General features: G+C 67.1%; 14 protein-coding genes and 1 pseudogene. 9 read left to right on the forward strand and 6 right to left on the reverse strand.

Annotated elements, in window-relative coordinates:
- Nucleotides 1-6 precede the first annotated feature (6 nt).
- Entirely contained in the window at nucleotides 7-747 is a 741-nt protein-coding gene (locus CLG85_RS14915; protein WP_095880576.1) for an SDR family oxidoreductase, read from the forward strand.
- Between the two features lie 223 nt (nucleotides 748-970).
- Nucleotides 971-1977, forward strand: a pseudogene (locus CLG85_RS14920) (P1 family peptidase).
- 10 nt (nucleotides 1978-1987) lie between these two features.
- Here CLG85_RS14920 and CLG85_RS14925 read toward each other — a convergent pair.
- Both CLG85_RS14925 and CLG85_RS14930 read right to left on the reverse strand, forming a co-directional pair.
- Nucleotides 1988-2776 (reverse strand): SseB family protein, encoded by a 789-nt coding sequence (locus CLG85_RS14925; RefSeq protein WP_224846282.1) that lies wholly within the window; start codon nucleotides 2774-2776, stop codon nucleotides 1988-1990.
- On the reverse strand, nucleotides 2773-3369 hold the full coding sequence (locus tag CLG85_RS14930; protein ID WP_260349481.1) for a uracil-DNA glycosylase family protein: 597 nt from the start codon (nucleotides 3367-3369) through the stop codon (nucleotides 2773-2775). Before CLG85_RS14930 ends, CLG85_RS14925 begins: the two co-directional genes overlap by 4 nt.
- A 211-nt stretch (nucleotides 3370-3580) precedes the next feature.
- Between CLG85_RS14930 and CLG85_RS14935 the strand changes: the two genes are divergently transcribed.
- Both CLG85_RS14935 and CLG85_RS14940 read left to right on the forward strand, forming a co-directional pair.
- A complete protein-coding gene (locus tag CLG85_RS14935; protein ID WP_260349483.1) occupies nucleotides 3581-4240 on the forward strand; it encodes an ABC transporter ATP-binding protein in 660 nt (219 codons plus the stop codon).
- Nucleotides 4218-5828 (forward strand): KpsE/RkpR family capsule polysaccharide export protein, encoded by a 1611-nt coding sequence (locus CLG85_RS14940; RefSeq protein ID WP_095882675.1) that lies wholly within the window; start codon nucleotides 4218-4220, stop codon nucleotides 5826-5828. Before CLG85_RS14935 ends, CLG85_RS14940 begins: the two co-directional genes overlap by 23 nt.
- Nucleotides 5829-5913: 85 nt before the next feature.
- On the opposite strand, the gene CLG85_RS14945 is transcribed toward CLG85_RS14940, so the two are convergent.
- Nucleotides 5914-6489, reverse strand: coding sequence for an NADPH-dependent FMN reductase (locus CLG85_RS14945; RefSeq protein ID WP_095882676.1), 576 nt, complete (start codon nucleotides 6487-6489; stop codon nucleotides 5914-5916).
- 209 nt (nucleotides 6490-6698) lie between these two features.
- Here CLG85_RS14945 and CLG85_RS14950 point away from each other — a divergent pair, with 209 nt between their 5' ends.
- Nucleotides 6699-7451 (forward strand): glutaredoxin family protein, encoded by a 753-nt coding sequence (locus tag CLG85_RS14950; RefSeq protein WP_095882677.1) that lies wholly within the window; start codon nucleotides 6699-6701, stop codon nucleotides 7449-7451.
- A gap of 54 nt (nucleotides 7452-7505) precedes the next feature.
- Here the strand turns inward: CLG85_RS14950 and CLG85_RS14955 are convergent, their stop codons facing one another.
- The 3 genes from CLG85_RS14955 to CLG85_RS14965 all read right to left on the reverse strand — a co-directional run bounded on the left by CLG85_RS14955 (nucleotide 7506) and on the right by CLG85_RS14965 (nucleotide 11851).
- Entirely contained in the window at nucleotides 7506-8432 is a 927-nt protein-coding gene (locus CLG85_RS14955) for an electron transfer flavoprotein subunit alpha/FixB family protein (RefSeq protein ID WP_260349485.1), read from the reverse strand.
- Complete coding sequence (locus CLG85_RS14960) at nucleotides 8432-9190, reverse strand: electron transfer flavoprotein subunit beta/FixA family protein (protein ID WP_095882678.1); 759 nt, start codon at nucleotides 9188-9190, stop codon at nucleotides 8432-8434. Before CLG85_RS14960 ends, CLG85_RS14955 begins: the two co-directional genes overlap by 1 nt.
- Before the next feature lie 348 nt (nucleotides 9191-9538).
- Nucleotides 9539-11851: a DNA topoisomerase IV subunit A gene (locus CLG85_RS14965; RefSeq protein ID WP_095882684.1), complete on the reverse strand. Its 2313-nt coding sequence runs from the start codon at nucleotides 11849-11851 to the stop codon at nucleotides 9539-9541.
- 192 nt (nucleotides 11852-12043) lie between these two features.
- Between CLG85_RS14965 and CLG85_RS14970 the strand changes: the two genes are divergently transcribed.
- The 4 genes from CLG85_RS14970 (at nucleotide 12044) to CLG85_RS14985 (ending at nucleotide 14483) form a co-directional block, all read left to right on the forward strand.
- Entirely contained in the window at nucleotides 12044-12610 is a 567-nt protein-coding gene (locus tag CLG85_RS14970; RefSeq protein ID WP_095882679.1) for an SH3 domain-containing protein, read from the forward strand.
- 105 nt (nucleotides 12611-12715) lie between these two features.
- Nucleotides 12716-13600 carry an SDR family NAD(P)-dependent oxidoreductase gene (locus CLG85_RS14975; protein ID WP_095882680.1) on the forward strand — a complete coding sequence of 295 codons (885 nt, stop codon included), beginning with the start codon at nucleotides 12716-12718 and terminating at the stop codon, nucleotides 13598-13600.
- Nucleotides 13601-13704: 104 nt separating this feature from the next.
- Nucleotides 13705-13905, forward strand: a complete 201-nt coding sequence (locus CLG85_RS14980) for a twin transmembrane helix small protein (RefSeq protein ID WP_095882681.1) — start codon at nucleotides 13705-13707, stop codon at nucleotides 13903-13905.
- A 2-nt stretch (nucleotides 13906-13907) separates the two neighbouring features.
- Nucleotides 13908-14483 (forward strand): cob(I)yrinic acid a,c-diamide adenosyltransferase, encoded by a 576-nt coding sequence (locus CLG85_RS14985; RefSeq protein WP_260349488.1) that lies wholly within the window; start codon nucleotides 13908-13910, stop codon nucleotides 14481-14483.
- Nucleotides 14484-14822: the final 339 nt, after the last annotated feature.

Here is a 14822-nt window from a genome sequence, read left to right on the forward strand (position 1 = left end):
ACAGGCATGAGACTTGAAGGAAAGACCGCCATCGTGACCGGCGCGGGCTCGGGCTTCGGCGCGGGGATCGCGCGGCGTTTCGCGGCGGAGGGCGCGCGGGTCATGGTTGCCGACATCAACATGGAGGGCGCCATGGAGGTGGCCTCGGAGTTCGGTGGCATCGCGCATGAGGTGAACGTGGCCGACGGTGCCTCGGTCGAGGAAATGGCGCTGCGCGCCGGGGCCGAGCTGGGGCGGGTCGACATCCTTGTGAACAACGCCGGGATCACCCATCTGCCGGGTTTCATGGAAGACATCAGCGAGGCGGATTTCGACCGCGTCATGGCGGTGAACTGCAAGTCGGTCTACTTGACGGCCCGCGCGCTGGTGGCAGGGATGAAGGAGCGTGGCGCCGGGGCGATCCTCAATGTCGCCTCGACGGCGGGGGTCTCGCCGCGGCCGAAGCTGAACTGGTACAACGCCTCCAAGGGCTGGATGATCACCGCGACGCGGGCCATGGCGATCGAGCTTGCGCCCTTCGGCGTGCGGGTCAACGCGCTGAACCCCGTGGCGGGAGACACGCCGCTGCTGAAGAGCTTCATGGGCGAGGACACGCCCGAAATGCGCGCCAAGTTCCTCTCGACCATCCCCATGGGCCGGTTCTCGACCCCCGAGGATCTCGCGAATGCGGCGCTCTACCTCTGTTCCGACGAGGCCTCGCTGGTGACGGGGGTCTGCATGGAGGTGGATGGCGGGCGCTGCATCTGACCCCCGCGAAGGGAGGGGGGGCTCTGCCCCCGTCCGCTGCGCGGACTCCCCCGGGATATTTCTGCCTAGAAGAAGGGCGCGGGTTTTCGCTTTTCCTTCGGGTGCAGGCGGCGTAGCGGTTTTGAGCCGACGGAAACCTGCAAAGGCGCCTGCGACAGCGGGCGCCCTTGTTTTTTGCCGCAGTGCAGCAAAATATCAACCTGTGGCTGCAAGGAGTGGACTCATGCGACCCGGCCCTCTCAACCTGATCACCGACGTGCCCGACCTGCGGGTGGGCAATGCCGAGGATTCCTTTCTGAAATCCGGCGTCTCCGTGGTGACCGCCGCGGCGCCCATGGTGGCCTCGGTCTCGGTCATGGGCGGCGCGCCCGGCACCCGCGAGACGGACCTCTTGGCACCTGACAAATCCGCGCCGGGGGTCGATGCGCTGGTGCTCTCGGGGGGGCAGCGCCTTCGGGCTGGCGGCGGCGCAGGGGGTGATGGACGCGCTGCACGAGGAGGGGCGGGGCTTCGAGGTCTTCTCGGCGCGGGTGCCCATCGTGCCGGCGGCGATTCTGTTCGACCTGCTCAACGGGGGCGACAAGCATTGGGGGGGTGAACCCCTACCCCGGGCTTGGGCGGCAGGCGCTGGCCAATGCCGGTAGCAACTTCAAGCTCGGCTCGCGCGGGGCGGGCTGCGGTGCGCAGACCGCGCAGCACAAGGGCGGGCTGGGTTCGGCCTCGCTGGTGCTGGAGGGCGGGATCACGGTCGGCGCGCTGGTGGCAGTGAACCCGATGGGCAGCGCGACCACCCCCTCGGGGCGGCATTTCTGGTCGGCGCCCTTCGAGATCGGAGCGGAATTCGGCGGGCTCGGACCCGAGCCGGCGGCGGGCTACCGGGAGATGCCGGAGAGCCGCAAGCTGGGGGCGATGGCGGCGCTCGGGAACACCACGATCGCCGTGGTCGCCACTGACGCGCAGATCGACAAGGCGCAGGCGCATCGCATCGCCGTGGCGGCGCAGGACGGCATCGGCCGGGCGATCCTGCCGGCGCATTCACCGATGGACGGGGACCTTGTGTTTGCCTGCTCCACGGGCCGCGTGCCGCTTGTCGAGCCGGTGAGGCAGCTGGCGCAGATCGGTCACGCGGCAAGCCTCTGCCTCGCCCGCGCCATCGCGCGCGGCGTCTGGGAGGCGACGCCGGCCCTGGGCGACACGCTGCCGACGCTGCGCGAGGAGTTGGGGCTCTAGCGCGCCCGGCTCAGCGCAGGATCGGCGGGCTGTCGGGGTCGGAGCCGGGGGCGATCCGCTCGACGCGTGTCGGCTGCTCGATCTCGGGCAGGTCGAAGCGCAGGCCGACACGGGTCAGGCTGGCTGCGAGCTCGTCGCTGTCGCGTAGGAAGAGCACGTCGAGCGCGCCCGCCTCGATGCCGGAGAAGACCAGCGCCTCGTTCACCGCGCGGGCGAGGGCATCCTCGGCGCCGGGCACCGCGCCGGCGAAGGCGAGGATGTGACCGCGCCCGCCGCCCTCGTAGGTGGCGCCAGCGAGCCAGGCGCAGCGAGCGAAGCCGGCGGCGGTGGCCAACTTGGTGTCGAGCGCCGCGAGCAGCGCCTCGGGCAGGCCGCCGGGCTTGGTGACCTCCTCGATCCGGGCCGCCTCTTCACGGGGACCGTGCCCGAGCGTTGCCGCCAGCCAGTCCACCGCCTCGGCGGGGAGCAGGGTGGAGGCCTCGGAGACCTCGATGTTCACCGCGAGGCCGATGCCCTGCCCGGCGAGCATGTTGGCCACGGCACGGCCCGAGAGCGCGGCATAGGGCGCGGCGCGGCCGACGAATTGCGACAGGCGCTCCTCGCGGTCGAAGACCAGCACGAAGCGCGCGTCGCCGAGGTCGAAGAGCTCGGGTTCGATCTGGTCGCCGTCGATTTCGCGGGTCAGCAGCAGGAAAAGCTCGCCGTCGGCCAGGCGCTCGTAGAAGCGCAGGCGGGCGGTGTCATCCTCGGGGGCGGCCTCCATCGCGCTGAGCGCGGCGTCGAGCGGTGTAATCGTCATGTCAGGACCTCGCGGACACGGGCGCGCAGGACGGGCAGGAGCTCGGCCTCGAACCACGGATTGCGTTTGAGCCAACCCGTATTGCGCCAGGACGGGTGGGGCAAGGGCAGAGCGTGGGGAAGATGGTCGCGCCAGGCGGCAACGGTCTCGGTCACGCCGGTCTTCGTGCCGAGATGATACCGCTGCGCGGCTCCGCCGACGTAAAGCCGCAGGGAGAGCGGGCCGAGCGCCTCGAAGAGTGCGTCGTGCCAGGTGGCGCGGCAGATGGGCGGCGGTGGCAGGTCTGAGCCCTTGGCGTCATAGCCCGGGAAGCAGAAGGCCATGGGCACGATGGCAACGCGGGATTGGTCCCAGAATTCCGCCTTGTTGAGGCCGAGCCAGTCGCGCAGCCGGTCACCCGAGGGATCGTCGAAGGGCCGTCCCGATTTGTGCACGCGCATCCCGGGTGCCTGCCCGGCGATCAGCAGCCGCGCGCCGGGGCGGAACCAGGGCACCGGGCGCGGGCTGTGCTGGGTGGCGGTGGCGGCGAACCGCTCGGCGCAGAGGCGGCAGGTGGCGATGCTGTCTCGGAGAGGGCTCAGGCGCTCGGTCATGTGGCAGAGATAGTGCTTGGGGACTCGGCCTACCAGTGGCGCGGCAGTGGCGCGGCGGCACAGGCGGGTACGACTGTCCGCGCTTTGGAGAGGGTGGGGAGAAGACAGGAGGGATGTTTCAACTTTTGGCCATAATCTGACCTAATTCGCCAAATATTCGTCACGTAACCCGGGGGCCGGAGTATGTTGGCCCTGTGTATGGGGCTGGGTGATGATTGAATTCGATATGGTCAGCAAGTCCTTCTGGACTGGGGAGCGCCGCAAGGTGATCCTTGATCACGTGTCCTTCCAGGTCACCGTCGGCGAGAGCATTGGGATCCTTGCCCCGAACGGCACCGGCAAGACCACCCTCATCCGCATGATGGCCGGGCTCGAGAAACCCGACGAGGGCGAGATCCGCCGGACCTCGCGCGTGTCATTCCCGCTCGGCTTCATGGGCGGCGTGGTGTCGAAGATCTCGGCGCGCGAGAACGCCCGCTTCATCGCCCGCATGTATGGGCTCGATCCCGAGTACGTCGAGGCCTTCTGCCGCTGGCTTTGCGGGCTGGGCGAATATTTCGACCAGCCGATCGGCACCTATTCGTCGGGGATGAAGGCGCGGTTCACCTTCTCGCTGATGCTGGCGCTGGACTTCGACATCTACCTCATCGACGAGGGCATGCCGAGCTCCACCGACGCCGAGTTCAACCGCAAGGCGGGCGAGATCCTCGCGGAACGCCTGCGCACCACGACCATCGTGATCGTCTCGCACCAGCCGGCGATCCTCGAGAAATTCGCCCGCAAGGCGGCGGTCCTGATGGACGGAAAGCTGCACCAGTTTGACACCTTGGAAGAAGCGAAACGGCTCTATGACTACGAAACCCAAGGCTAAGAAGTTCCGCATCCGCCGCCCCGAGCCGGGACAGGTTCCGCCCGCCGCCGGGCAGGCGGAATCGCTGCTGCCTGACGCTCACGGCGCCGAGCAGGAGAGCGCGGCTGCCGCCGCGCCGAAGGCGGCGCCCACCGATCTCGACGCGATCCGGGCCGAAGGGCTCACCGGCCGCCAGCTGCGGCTTGCCCGCCGGGTGGCGCAGAAGAACGGATTCGAGCCAGCCTCGGATTACGACGCGGTGCGCATGTTGCGGGCGCGGGGGATCGATCCGTTCCAGCGCAGCTCGATGCTCGAGCTGGTGGTGCCCGAGGCGGGCAGCGGCCGTGGCTCCAGAGGTCCCGAGGCTGGTCTGCCTGTGCTGCCTTCCAGCGGCGAGGGATTGCCGGAGCCGGTAGCACCTCGGACCCAGCTCCCGTCGACCCAGACCGCCAGCCCCGCCGAGCGCCGCGCCGCCGAGATCATGAAGATCCAGCAGGAGCTGGCCAAGCGCCGCCGCAAAAAGCAGACGATGCTGCTGGGCCGGCTGGCCTTTTTCGTGATGCTGCCGACGGTGCTGGCAGGTTACTACTTCTACGTGGTGGCGACGCCGATGTATGCCACCAAGTCCGAGTTCCTGATCCTCAAGGCCGAGAGCTCCGCCTCGTCGATGGGCAGTCTCTTTTCGGGCACGCAGTTCGCCACCAACCAGGACGCGATCGCGGTGCAGAGCTACCTGATGTCCAAGGACGCCATGCTGCGGCTCGACCGCGACGAGGGCTTCAAGGCGCATTACCAGCAGGATTGGATCGACCCCCTGCAGCGGCTCGACGAGGGGGCTTCGAACGAAGACGCCTACGGCATCTACAAGCGCAACATCGAGATCGGCTACGATCCGACCGAGGGCGTGGTGAAGATGGAGGTGCAGGCCGCCGACCCCGAGACCGCCGCGCGCTTCAGCCGGGCGCTGATCGGTTATGCCGAGACCCGGGTCGACAACCTGTCGCTGCGCAAGCGCTCCAACGCGGTGTCCGACGCCGAAGTGGGGCTCCAGGAGGCGCAGGCCGAACGGCAGGAGGCGCAGGAGAAGCTGGTGCGCCTGCAGCAGCAGGGGTCGGTGATCGATCCCGAGGGACGCATTGCCTCGCTGCGCACGCAGATCAGCAATGTCGAGGTGCAGCTGCAGGAGAAGCAGCTGACCCTGCAGGCGCTGCTTGACAACGCCCGGCCGAACAGCAGTCGCGTCGAAGGGGCGCAGGGCGACGTGCGGCGGCTTGATGCGCTGCTGGTTGATCTCAATGCGCAGATGACCAGCGCCACCACGGGCGAGGATTCGCTGGCCGAGAAGGCGGTGCAGATCCAGTTGGCGCAGGCTGATCTCGCCACCCGCGACCTGATGCTGCAGACCGCGCTGGAGCGGCTCGAACAGGCGCGGCGTGATGCCGAGAGCCAGGCGCGCTACCTGACCACCTCGGTGGAGCCGGTGGCCTCGCAGGACCCGAGCTACCCGCGCAGCTTCGAGAACACGATCCTCGCTTTCCTGATCTTCTCGGGAATCTACCTGATGATCTCGCTCACCGCCTCGATCCTGCGCGAGCAGGTGTCGAGCTGAACGAAGGGCTCACGCCCGAGGAACAGAAAAAAACGCCCGGCCGATGGCCGGGCGTTTCGCGTTCCGATTCGTGCGGCAGGGCCGATCAGGCGGCCTTGGCGCGCGAGGGCTTCAGCGCCTCGCCCCAGACGGCCAGCTCGTTGAACATGCCCTTGAGGCCGTCGACGACCGGTTGCTCGGGGCGCAGCACGCCATCCTCGCCAATGTAGTTGAACACGAAGGGCACCGGCACCGACTGCGGCAGCGCCATGACGTTCATGTTGACCAGCAGCTGGCGCAGCTCCTGCGCGGCGCGCATGCCGCCCGAGACGCCGCCGTAGCTGACCACGGCCGCGACCTTGCGCTCCCACTCCACGGCGAGCGCCTGGATGGCGTTGACCAGCGCGGCCGAGGGGAAGCTGTTGTATTCCGGGGTCAGGAAGACGAAGGCATCGGCCTCGGCGACCTTGGCAGCCCATTTCTTGGTGTGCTCGTGCTCGTAGGCCTGGGCGCGCGGGTGGCCGGCCTCGTCGAGCAGCGGCAGGTTGATTTCCTTGAGGTCGACGACTTCGACGTCGAAGTCGTTCTGCTGGCGCGCGATCTCCTCGACCCATTTGCCGACGATCGGAACGATGCGGCCGGGGCGGGTGGAACCGAGGATGATTTTCACTTTGAGAGACATGGGAGCTGTCCTTCTGCGTTCATGAGGGAGTGGGCGGCCGGGGAGGAACGTGGCCGTGCCTTGGGCCATTACCTACGCTCGAATGGCGCAGGGACAATGCCCCCGGGCGCACACCGCGGGTGCGTTGCTGCACGGGCGTGCGGGACAAGCGCGCACGCAACGAGTGCGGCGCGCGTGCGTTGGGTCCGCGACAGCAGCCGGAGATTCCCATGCCAAAGGACGAGATTCGCGACGCAGACCTCTACCGTATGGTCATGCCGAAACACCTGTGTCCCTGGGGTCTGAAGACAAAGGACCTTCTGGAGCGCGAGGGCTACGAGGTGCATGACCACCCGCTCCGCAGCAAGGAGCAGACCGAGGCCTTTCAGCGCGAGCACGGGGTAAGGACGACGCCGCAGACCTTCATCGGCGGCAACAGGATCGGCGGCTACGAGGATGTCCGCCGGCACTTCGGCAAATCGGTGCGCGACCCGGAGGCCACGTCCTACCGCCCGGTCATCGCGATCTTTGCCGTGGCCTTCCTGATGGCTCTGGCGCTGAGTTGGCTGGTGCTGGGCACGCTGCTTTCGTGGCGGGTGATCGAGTGGTTCATCGCCTTCGGCATGGTGTTGCTCGGCCTCCAGAAGCTGCAGGACGTCGAGAGCTTTCAGACCATGTTCCTGAACTATGACCTCCTGGCGCAGCGCCACGTCCGCTACGGCTACGTCTACCCGTTTGCCGAAACCGGCGCGGGCCTGCTGATGCTTGCCGGGGTGCTGACATGGCTCGCCGCCCCCGTGGCGCTGGTCATCGGCACGATCGGCGCGGTCTCGGTGTTCAAGGCGGTCTACGTGGACAAGCGCGAGCTCAAATGCGCCTGCGTCGGTGGTGGCAGCAACGTGCCGCTGGGCTTCGTGTCGCTGACAGAGAACCTCGCGATGATCGCCATGGGGCTCTGGATGCTGGCCAAATTCCTGTTCTGAAATGAAAAGGCCCGCCGGAAAGGGCGGGCCTTTTACTATCTCTGTGCGCGCGGTTCAGACCTTGTCGGTCAGCTCGGGCAGGGCGGTGAAGAGGTCGGCGACGAGGCCGAAGTCGGCAACCTGGAAAATCGGCGCCTCCTCGTCCTTGTTGATCGCGACGATCACCTTGCTGTCCTTCATGCCCGCGAGGTGCTGGATCGCGCCCGAGATGCCGACGGCGATGTAGAGATCCGGCGCCACGACCTTGCCGGTCTGGCCGACCTGCCAGTCGTTCGGCGCAAAGCCACTGTCCACCGCGGCGCGCGAGGCGCCCACGGCGGCGCCCAGCTTGTCGGCGAGCTTCTCGATCAGCGCGAAATCCTCTTCCGAGCCGACGCCACGGCCACCCGAGACGACGATCTTCGCCGAGGTCAGCTCCGGACGGTCACTCTCGGCCATCTTGTCCTCGACCCATTCGGACAGGGCCGGGTTGTCGCCCGCGCCGATGGTCTCGACCGGGGCGGAGCCGGTGGAAGCGGCGGCTTCGAAGGTGGAGGTCCGGAAGGTGATAACCTTCTTTTCATCCTTCGACTTTACCGTCTGGATGGCGTTGCCGGCGTAGATCGGGCGCTCGAAGGTGTCGGCGTCCACCACGGCGGTCACATCGGTCAGGATCATCGCGTCGAGCAGCGCGGCGACGCGCGGCAGGATGTTCTTCGCGTCGGTGGTGGCCGGAGCGACGATGTGGCTGTAATCGCCGGCAAGCGACACGATCAGCGCAGCGACCGGCTCGGCAAGGCGGTGGCCGTAGAGCGCGTCCTCGGCAACCAGCACCTTGGCCACGCCGTCGATCTTGGCGGCTTCCTCGGCGGCCGCGGCAGCCGAGGCGCCAGCGGCGAGGATGGTGACGTCGCCCAGTTTCGCGGCCGCGTTCACCGCCTTGGCGGTGGCGTCCAGCGCCAGGGCGCCGTCGTTGATTTCAGCAAGAAGGAGAACAGCCATCAGAGAGCCCCCACGTCTTTCAGTTTCGCCACGAGCTCGTCGACCGAGCCCACCTTGATGCCGGCAGCGCGTTCCGCGGGCTCCGAGGTCTTGACGATCTCGAGGCGCGGCGAGACGTCGATGCCGAAATCAGCGGCGGTCTTCTCGTCGAGCGGCTTCTTCTTGGCCTTCATGATGTTCGGCAGCGAGGCGTAGCGCGGCTCGTTGAGGCGCAGGTCGGCGGTAATGATCGCCGGCAGGGTGACCTTGACGGTCTGTAGGCCGCCGTCCACCTCGCGCGCGACGGTGGCGGCATCGCCCTCCACGTCGAGCTTGTTTGCATAGGTTGCCTGTGCCCAGCCGAGCAGCCCGGCGAGCATCTGGCCGGTGGCGTTCATGTCGTTGTCGATCGCCTGCTTGCCCATGATCACCAGACCCGGTGCCTCTTCGGCGACGATCTTGGCGAGGACCTTGGCGACGGCGAGCGGCTCGATATCGGTGTGCACGTCCTCGGCAGCGGTCACCAGGATGGCGCGGTCTGCGCCCATGGCCAGCGCGGTGCGCAGGGTTTCCTGGGCCTGCTTCACTCCGATGGAAACGACGATGACCTCTTCGGCCTTGCCGGCCTCCTTCAGGCGGATCGCCTCTTCGACGGCGATCTCGTCGAAGGGGTTCATCGACATCTTGACGTTGGCAAGATCGACGCCCGTGCCATCCGCTTTCACGCGGACTTTCACGTTGTAGTCGATCACGCGCTTCACGGGCACAAGCACCTTCATGAGCGGATCTCTCCCTAGGTTTCGCCGCGCGGGACGCGGCATTTCGTATTCTCCCGTGGGGTGATAGCGAAGTGAACGCTGGGGAAACAGAGTCAATTTGCGCATCCGCAGCAAAACGACGCCGCGTTTGCGCGAGGTCAGGCGCCGCGCGTGGCGGCGATGTCGCGGCGGAATTTTGAAGGGTCGGAAACGGATTCAGCCGGATTTTGCGCTGTGCACCGAATTTGTGCAGTCCCGCGGGCGGGAGCGGGGCGCGGCAGAAGGCTGGAAGCCGGATGATTCGACACAGGGGCGGAAAACCCCTGCGCCGCAAAGCAGAAGGGCCGCCCGGAGGCGGCCCTTTGCGGATCAGGTGAAGGTGTTGTTCCTCGGGAAGCCCCGCGGCGCCATGCGGCCCGCGGTGGCGCGCTTGGCGATCCACTCGCTGAGGTCCGTCTCGGTGCGGGTGCGCCCGGCCGGGTCCTTCCAGCTGAGACCGTCGGCCAGCGTGAAGGTGGTGATGTCGGACAGGCCGCCATCCTTGTACTTCTGCAGACGCACACCCTTGCCGCGGCCCATCTCGGGCAGCTCGTCGAGCATGAAGACCAGCACCTTGCGGTTCTCGCCCACCACGGCGACGGCATCGCCCTGCACCGGCTTGCAGACCTTGGCGACCACGTCGTCGCGGACGTTGAGCACCTGGCGGCCGGTACGGGTCTGGGCCAGCACGTCGGCCTCGGGCACCAGGAAGCCGTCGCCCGCCGACGAGGCGACCAGCAGCTTCCGGTCGGGCACGTGGCTGAAGATGTCGATGATCTGCGCCTCGTTGGGCAGGTCGACCATCAGGCGCAGCGGCTCGCCCATGCCCCGTCCGCCGGGCAGGTTGGCGGCCGAGAGCGTGTAGAAGCGCCCGTTCGAGCCGAACACCAGCAGCCGATCGGTGGTCTCGGCGTGGAAGATGAAGCGCGGGCCGTCGCCGTCCTTGAACTTCAGCTCGGAGCCAAGGTCGATATGGCCCTTCATCGCGCGGATCCAGCCCATCTGCGAGCAGACCACGGTGATCGGCTCGCGCTCGATCATCGCCTCGAGCGGCACCTCCTCGGCCTCGCCGGCCTCGGCGAAGGTGGTGAGGCGTGCCCCGCGTTCGAGCCCCTTGGTGAAGGCCTTCTTCACCTCGCGCAGCTCGCTCGAGATGGTCTTCCACTGCAGCTCTTCGCTGGCCAGCAGGTCCTCGAGCCCGGCGCGTTCCTCCATCAGCTTGTCGCGTTCGGCGACCAGTTCCATCTCCTCGAGCTTGCGCAAGCTGCGCAGACGCATGTTGAGGATGGCCTCGGTCTGCACCTCGGTGAGCCCGAACTCCTCGCCCGAGACCTTCGCAGGGGAGACATAGTCGGCCTCGGAGGTGGCGCGGGCGATCTTGCGGCTCCAGTCCTCGCGCATCAGCGCGGCCTTGGGGTCCTCGTCGTAGCGGATGATGTCGATGACGCGGTCGAGGTTGAGGAAGGCTATGATCAGGCCCTCCAGCACCTCGAGCCGGTGGTCGATCTTTTCCATCCGGTGCCGCGAGCGGCGGCAGAGCACGTCGCGCCGGAAGTCGAGGAAGGCGCGCAGCACCTCCTTGAGCGAGCAGACCTTCGGCGTCACCCCGTCGATCAGCACGTTCATGTTCAGCGAGAAGCGGATCTCGAGATCCGAGTTGCGGAACAGCATGTTCATCAGCACGTCGGGGTCGACGTTCTTGGTCTTAGGCTCGAGCACCATGCGGATGTCCTCGGCGCTCTCGTCGCGGATGTCGGCGAGGATCGGGACCTTCTTGGTCTGGATCAGCTCGGCCAGCCGCTCGACCAGCTTGGACTTCTGCACCTGGTATGGGATCTCGGTGACCACCGCCTGCCACATGCCGCGGCCGAGATCCTCGACCTCCCACTTGGCGCGCAGGCGGATCGAGCCGCGGCCCGTCGCATAGGCCTGGGCGATGTTCGCGCGTGGCTCGACGATCACCCCGCCGGTGGGGAAATCGGGGCCGGGGACGTGGTTAAGCAGCGTCTCATCCGCAGCGTTCGGCGATTTGATGAGATGCAGGCAGGCGTCGATCAGCTCGCCGATGTTGTGCGGCGGGATGTTGGTCGCCATGCCCACGGCGATGCCGCTCGATCCATTGGCGAGCAGGTTCGGATAAGAGGCGGGCAGGACGATGGGCTCTTCGAGGCGGCCGTCGTAGTTCGGGCGATAGTCTACCGCGTCTTCGTCGAGGCCCTGCAGCAGCGCCTCGGCCATGATCGTCATCCGCGCCTCGGTGTAGCGCGAGGCCGCCGGGTTGTCGCCGTCGATATTGCCGAAGTTGCCCTGGCCGTCGACCAGCGGGTAGCGGATGGTGAAATCCTGCGCGAGGCGGGCCATGGCGTCGTAGATCGCCATGTCACCATGCGGGTGGAAATCCCCCATCGTGTCGCCGGAGATTTTTGCCGACTTAAGGAAGCCCCCGGTGGAACTAAGTCGCAGCCGGCGCATTGCATAAAGGATACGACGATGCACGGGTTTGAGCCCGTCCCGAGCGTCTGGCAGCGCCCGGTTCATGATCGTCGACAATGCATATGTCAGATAGCGCTCGCCGATCGCCCGGCGCAGGGTCTCTGCCACGTTACGAGGGTTCATGTTGGGGTCATCGACGGTATCATTCATGGATATTGTGATACCCGCGCAGAAAAGCGCGGGCAAGCAATCCTCCGGGGGAAATCTGCGACGCGCAAATTTTTCCCGGTTTCCGCTTAAGCCGAGTGCCGGAATCAACTATGGTGTGTGTGACGCCGAGTATTTGAGCGGTGCGCATGCGGCCCTTTTCAGCCAGCCCTTTCCTCTTCCGGAGATTCCAGCATGAAAAGTCTTATGGTCATGACCTTTGCCCTGCTCGGCTGGGCCTGGTACTCGCTCTCCGGTGGTGCCGAATTCGAGCCCGGGATGCATTCCGTCGAGTTGCCCAACCTCATCGCCGGCGGATTCGCGACCATGGCCGAGGCGCGGCCCGTCCGAGATCCGGCGCCGACTCCCGAGGTCACCCGCGCCAGCACCGCCTCGCTGGCGGATGTCACGGCCCCCGAATCGGCGACGCTCGTCAAAGGGGCGATTTCCGACGACGTGATCGACGTGTCGCTCGCGGCGGTGCCCAACCAGCCGATCTCGGCCAGCTTCGATCCGGAGGGCGCGGTGCCGGCCACCGCCGCCGCGGCGGACAGCACCCCCGTCGATCTGCGCAGGGTGACCGGCACGCGGGTGAACCTGCGCTACGGGCCGAGCACCGAGTATTCTGTTGTCGGCCAACTCGCAGAGGGTGACGCGGTGGAGATCCTTTCCGACCCGGGCGACGGCTGGGTGAAGCTGCAGGCGCAGGGCGGCGGCACCGCCGGTTGGATGTATGACGCCTATCTGAGCGCCGCCAACTGAGCTGCGCCCCACGCGGCCGCCGGACACGGCGGCCGATTGCAGCCCGCCGCGGCCTCGCCTATCCCTTCGGTCGACAGGCAAGGCACAGACGGCAGGGCAGGCACGATGGCGCAGACAGAGGCGCAGACAGGGGCGCAGGGCGGGGCAAAGTCTCCGCGGAAATCCATTCTCATCACCGGCTGTTCCTCGGGGATCGGCGAGGCGGCCGCCCGCGGTCTGCGGGCCCGCGGCTGGCGCGTCTTCGCCAGCTGCCGCCGCGAGGAGGATTGCGCCCGCATGCGGCTGATGGGCTTCGAAAGCCCGCGGCTCGACTATACCGACGAAGCTTCGATGGAGCAGGCGCTGGCCGAGGTTCTGGCGGCCACCGGCGGCACGCTCGATGCGCTCTACAACAATGGCGCCCATGCCGCGCCCGGCGCGCTCGAGGATTTGCCCACCGGCGCGCTGCGCGAGATTTTCGAGGTCAACCTCTTCGGTTGGCATACGCTGACCCGCATGGTGATCCCGGTGATGCGGGCGCAGGGCCACGGGCGGATCATCAACTGCTCCTCCGTGCTGGGGATCGTGCCGATGCCCTGGCGCGGCGCCTATGTGTCGACCAAGCACGCGCTCGAGGGGCTGACCGACGTACTGCGCATCGAGATGTCGGACACGCCGATCAGGGTGATCCTGCTCGAGCCCGGCCCGATCACCTCGCGCATCCGCGCCAATTCGGTTCCGCATTTCGAGAAATGGGTGGACTGGCAGGCGAGCCCGCGCCGCGCGCAGTACGAGGGCTCGCTGCTCAAGCGGCTCTACGCGCCCTCGGGTGGCAAGCCGGACACCTTCGAGCTGCCCGGCTCGGCGGTCACCGAGAAGCTGATCCTCGCACTTGAGAGCGACCACCCCGCGCCGCGCTACTATGTCACCACCGCGACGCATATCATGGGCACGCTGCGCCGCCTGCTGCCGACCGGGCTGCTCGACCTGCTCATCGCCCGCGCCCGGTGACAGTGACGCGGTGCAGGGCGGCGCGCTAAGGTCGCAGCTGCGCTGCCTTCGCTTTTGGACCCGAAGCGGCTATGTGGAGGCAATGAGGATAGGGAGGCTGCGCAATGCAGAAGGATCCGCTGTTTCTGGTCGTGGCCGTCGTGATGATGGCGGTCGTGGGCATCCTGCTCTTCGGCATCGGGTCTTTTGCCAAGGGCGGGGCCTTCAACAAGAAATACGCCAACAAGGCGATGCGCTGGCGCATCATCGCGCAGTTCATCGCGGTGTTGCTGATCCTGTTGTTCGTCCTGGTCCGGAGAAGCTGACGATGATTGTGCTCAACAAGATCTACACCCGCACCGGCGACAAGGGCGACACGGCGCTCGTCGATGGCACCCGCGTGCCGAAATACTGTGCGCGGGTCGAATCCTATGGCACGGTGGACGAGCTGAACTCGGTGGTGGGGCTGGCGCGGCTGCACGCGGAGGGCGATCTCGATGTGGCGCTGGCGCGGATTCAGAACGATCTCTTCGACCTCGGCTCCGATCTCGGCCGCCCCGACATGGCGCGCGACGCCGAGGCCGGCTACCCGGTGCTGCGGGTGACGCAGGCGCAGGTCGAACGGCTCGAGGCCGAGATGGATGCGATGACGGCGCAGCTTGAGCCGCTGCGCAGCTTCGTGCTGCCCGGGGGCTCGCCGGCCTCGGCCTTCCTGCACCAGTGCCGCACCGTCGCCCGCCGCGCCGAGCGCCGCTCGGTCGAGCTGGCGGCCTCGGAGGAGGTGAACACCCATGCGGTGACATACCTCAACCGGCTCAGCGATTGGTTCTTCTGCGCCGCGCGCATGGCCAATGACGGCGGCACGGCGGATGTGCTCTGGGTGCCGGGCGCGCATCGGGAATAGAAGAGGGGGCGCTGCCCCCTCTTGGCCTGACGGCCAATTCACCCCCGGGATATTTGGACCTAGAAGAAGGCCGCGGCGGCCTCGGCTGCCGCGTTCCAGACGCGGGTTCTGCCCCCGCGGCATCGGCGGAGGCGGGCCGGACGCGCGAAAGCGTGACCGAATTAGCGTGGCTTTGGGGCCGCAGATATCAACAGACGCTTGATTTTCCGCTCCTGACCCAATAAACGGCCCGCGATGCGAAACCGGGTCGCAGTCGACCCCCTAGAGGTGAGACGTCTGGAAAGATGGCAAAGGAAAAGTTTGAGCGCGGCAAACCGCACTGCAACATCGGCACGATCG

The sequence above is a fragment of the Alloyangia mangrovi genome (assembly GCF_002300555.2).
Lineage (GTDB): Bacteria > Pseudomonadota > Alphaproteobacteria > Rhodobacterales > Rhodobacteraceae > Salipiger > Salipiger mangrovi.

Bases quoted from the DNA above. Each gene is read 5' to 3' on its own strand.
- CLG85_RS14915 (WP_095880576.1), top strand. From the start codon at position 7: ATGAGACTTGAAGGAAAGACCGCCATCGTGACCGGCGCGGGCTCGGGC.
- CLG85_RS14925 (WP_224846282.1), bottom strand. From the start codon at position 2,776: ATGACGATTACACCGCTCGACGCCGCGCTCAGCGCGATGGAGGCCGCC.
- CLG85_RS14930 (WP_260349481.1), bottom strand. From the start codon at position 3,369: ATGACCGAGCGCCTGAGCCCTCTCCGAGACAGCATCGCCACCTGCCGC.
- CLG85_RS14935 (WP_260349483.1), top strand. From the start codon at position 3,581: ATGATTGAATTCGATATGGTCAGCAAGTCCTTCTGGACTGGGGAGCGC.
- CLG85_RS14940 (WP_095882675.1), top strand. From the start codon at position 4,218: ATGACTACGAAACCCAAGGCTAAGAAGTTCCGCATCCGCCGCCCCGAG.
- CLG85_RS14945 (WP_095882676.1), bottom strand. From the start codon at position 6,489: ATGTCTCTCAAAGTGAAAATCATCCTCGGTTCCACCCGCCCCGGCCGC.
- CLG85_RS14950 (WP_095882677.1), top strand. From the start codon at position 6,699: ATGCCAAAGGACGAGATTCGCGACGCAGACCTCTACCGTATGGTCATG.
- CLG85_RS14955 (WP_260349485.1), bottom strand. From the start codon at position 8,432: ATGGCTGTTCTCCTTCTTGCTGAAATCAACGACGGCGCCCTGGCGCTG.
- CLG85_RS14960 (WP_095882678.1), bottom strand. From the start codon at position 9,190: ATGAAGGTGCTTGTGCCCGTGAAGCGCGTGATCGACTACAACGTGAAA.
- CLG85_RS14965 (WP_095882684.1), bottom strand. From the start codon at position 11,851: ATGAATGATACCGTCGATGACCCCAACATGAACCCTCGTAACGTGGCA.
- CLG85_RS14970 (WP_095882679.1), top strand. From the start codon at position 12,044: ATGAAAAGTCTTATGGTCATGACCTTTGCCCTGCTCGGCTGGGCCTGG.
- CLG85_RS14975 (WP_095882680.1), top strand. From the start codon at position 12,716: ATGGCGCAGACAGAGGCGCAGACAGGGGCGCAGGGCGGGGCAAAGTCT.
- CLG85_RS14980 (WP_095882681.1), top strand. From the start codon at position 13,705: ATGCAGAAGGATCCGCTGTTTCTGGTCGTGGCCGTCGTGATGATGGCG.
- CLG85_RS14985 (WP_260349488.1), top strand. From the start codon at position 13,908: ATGATTGTGCTCAACAAGATCTACACCCGCACCGGCGACAAGGGCGAC.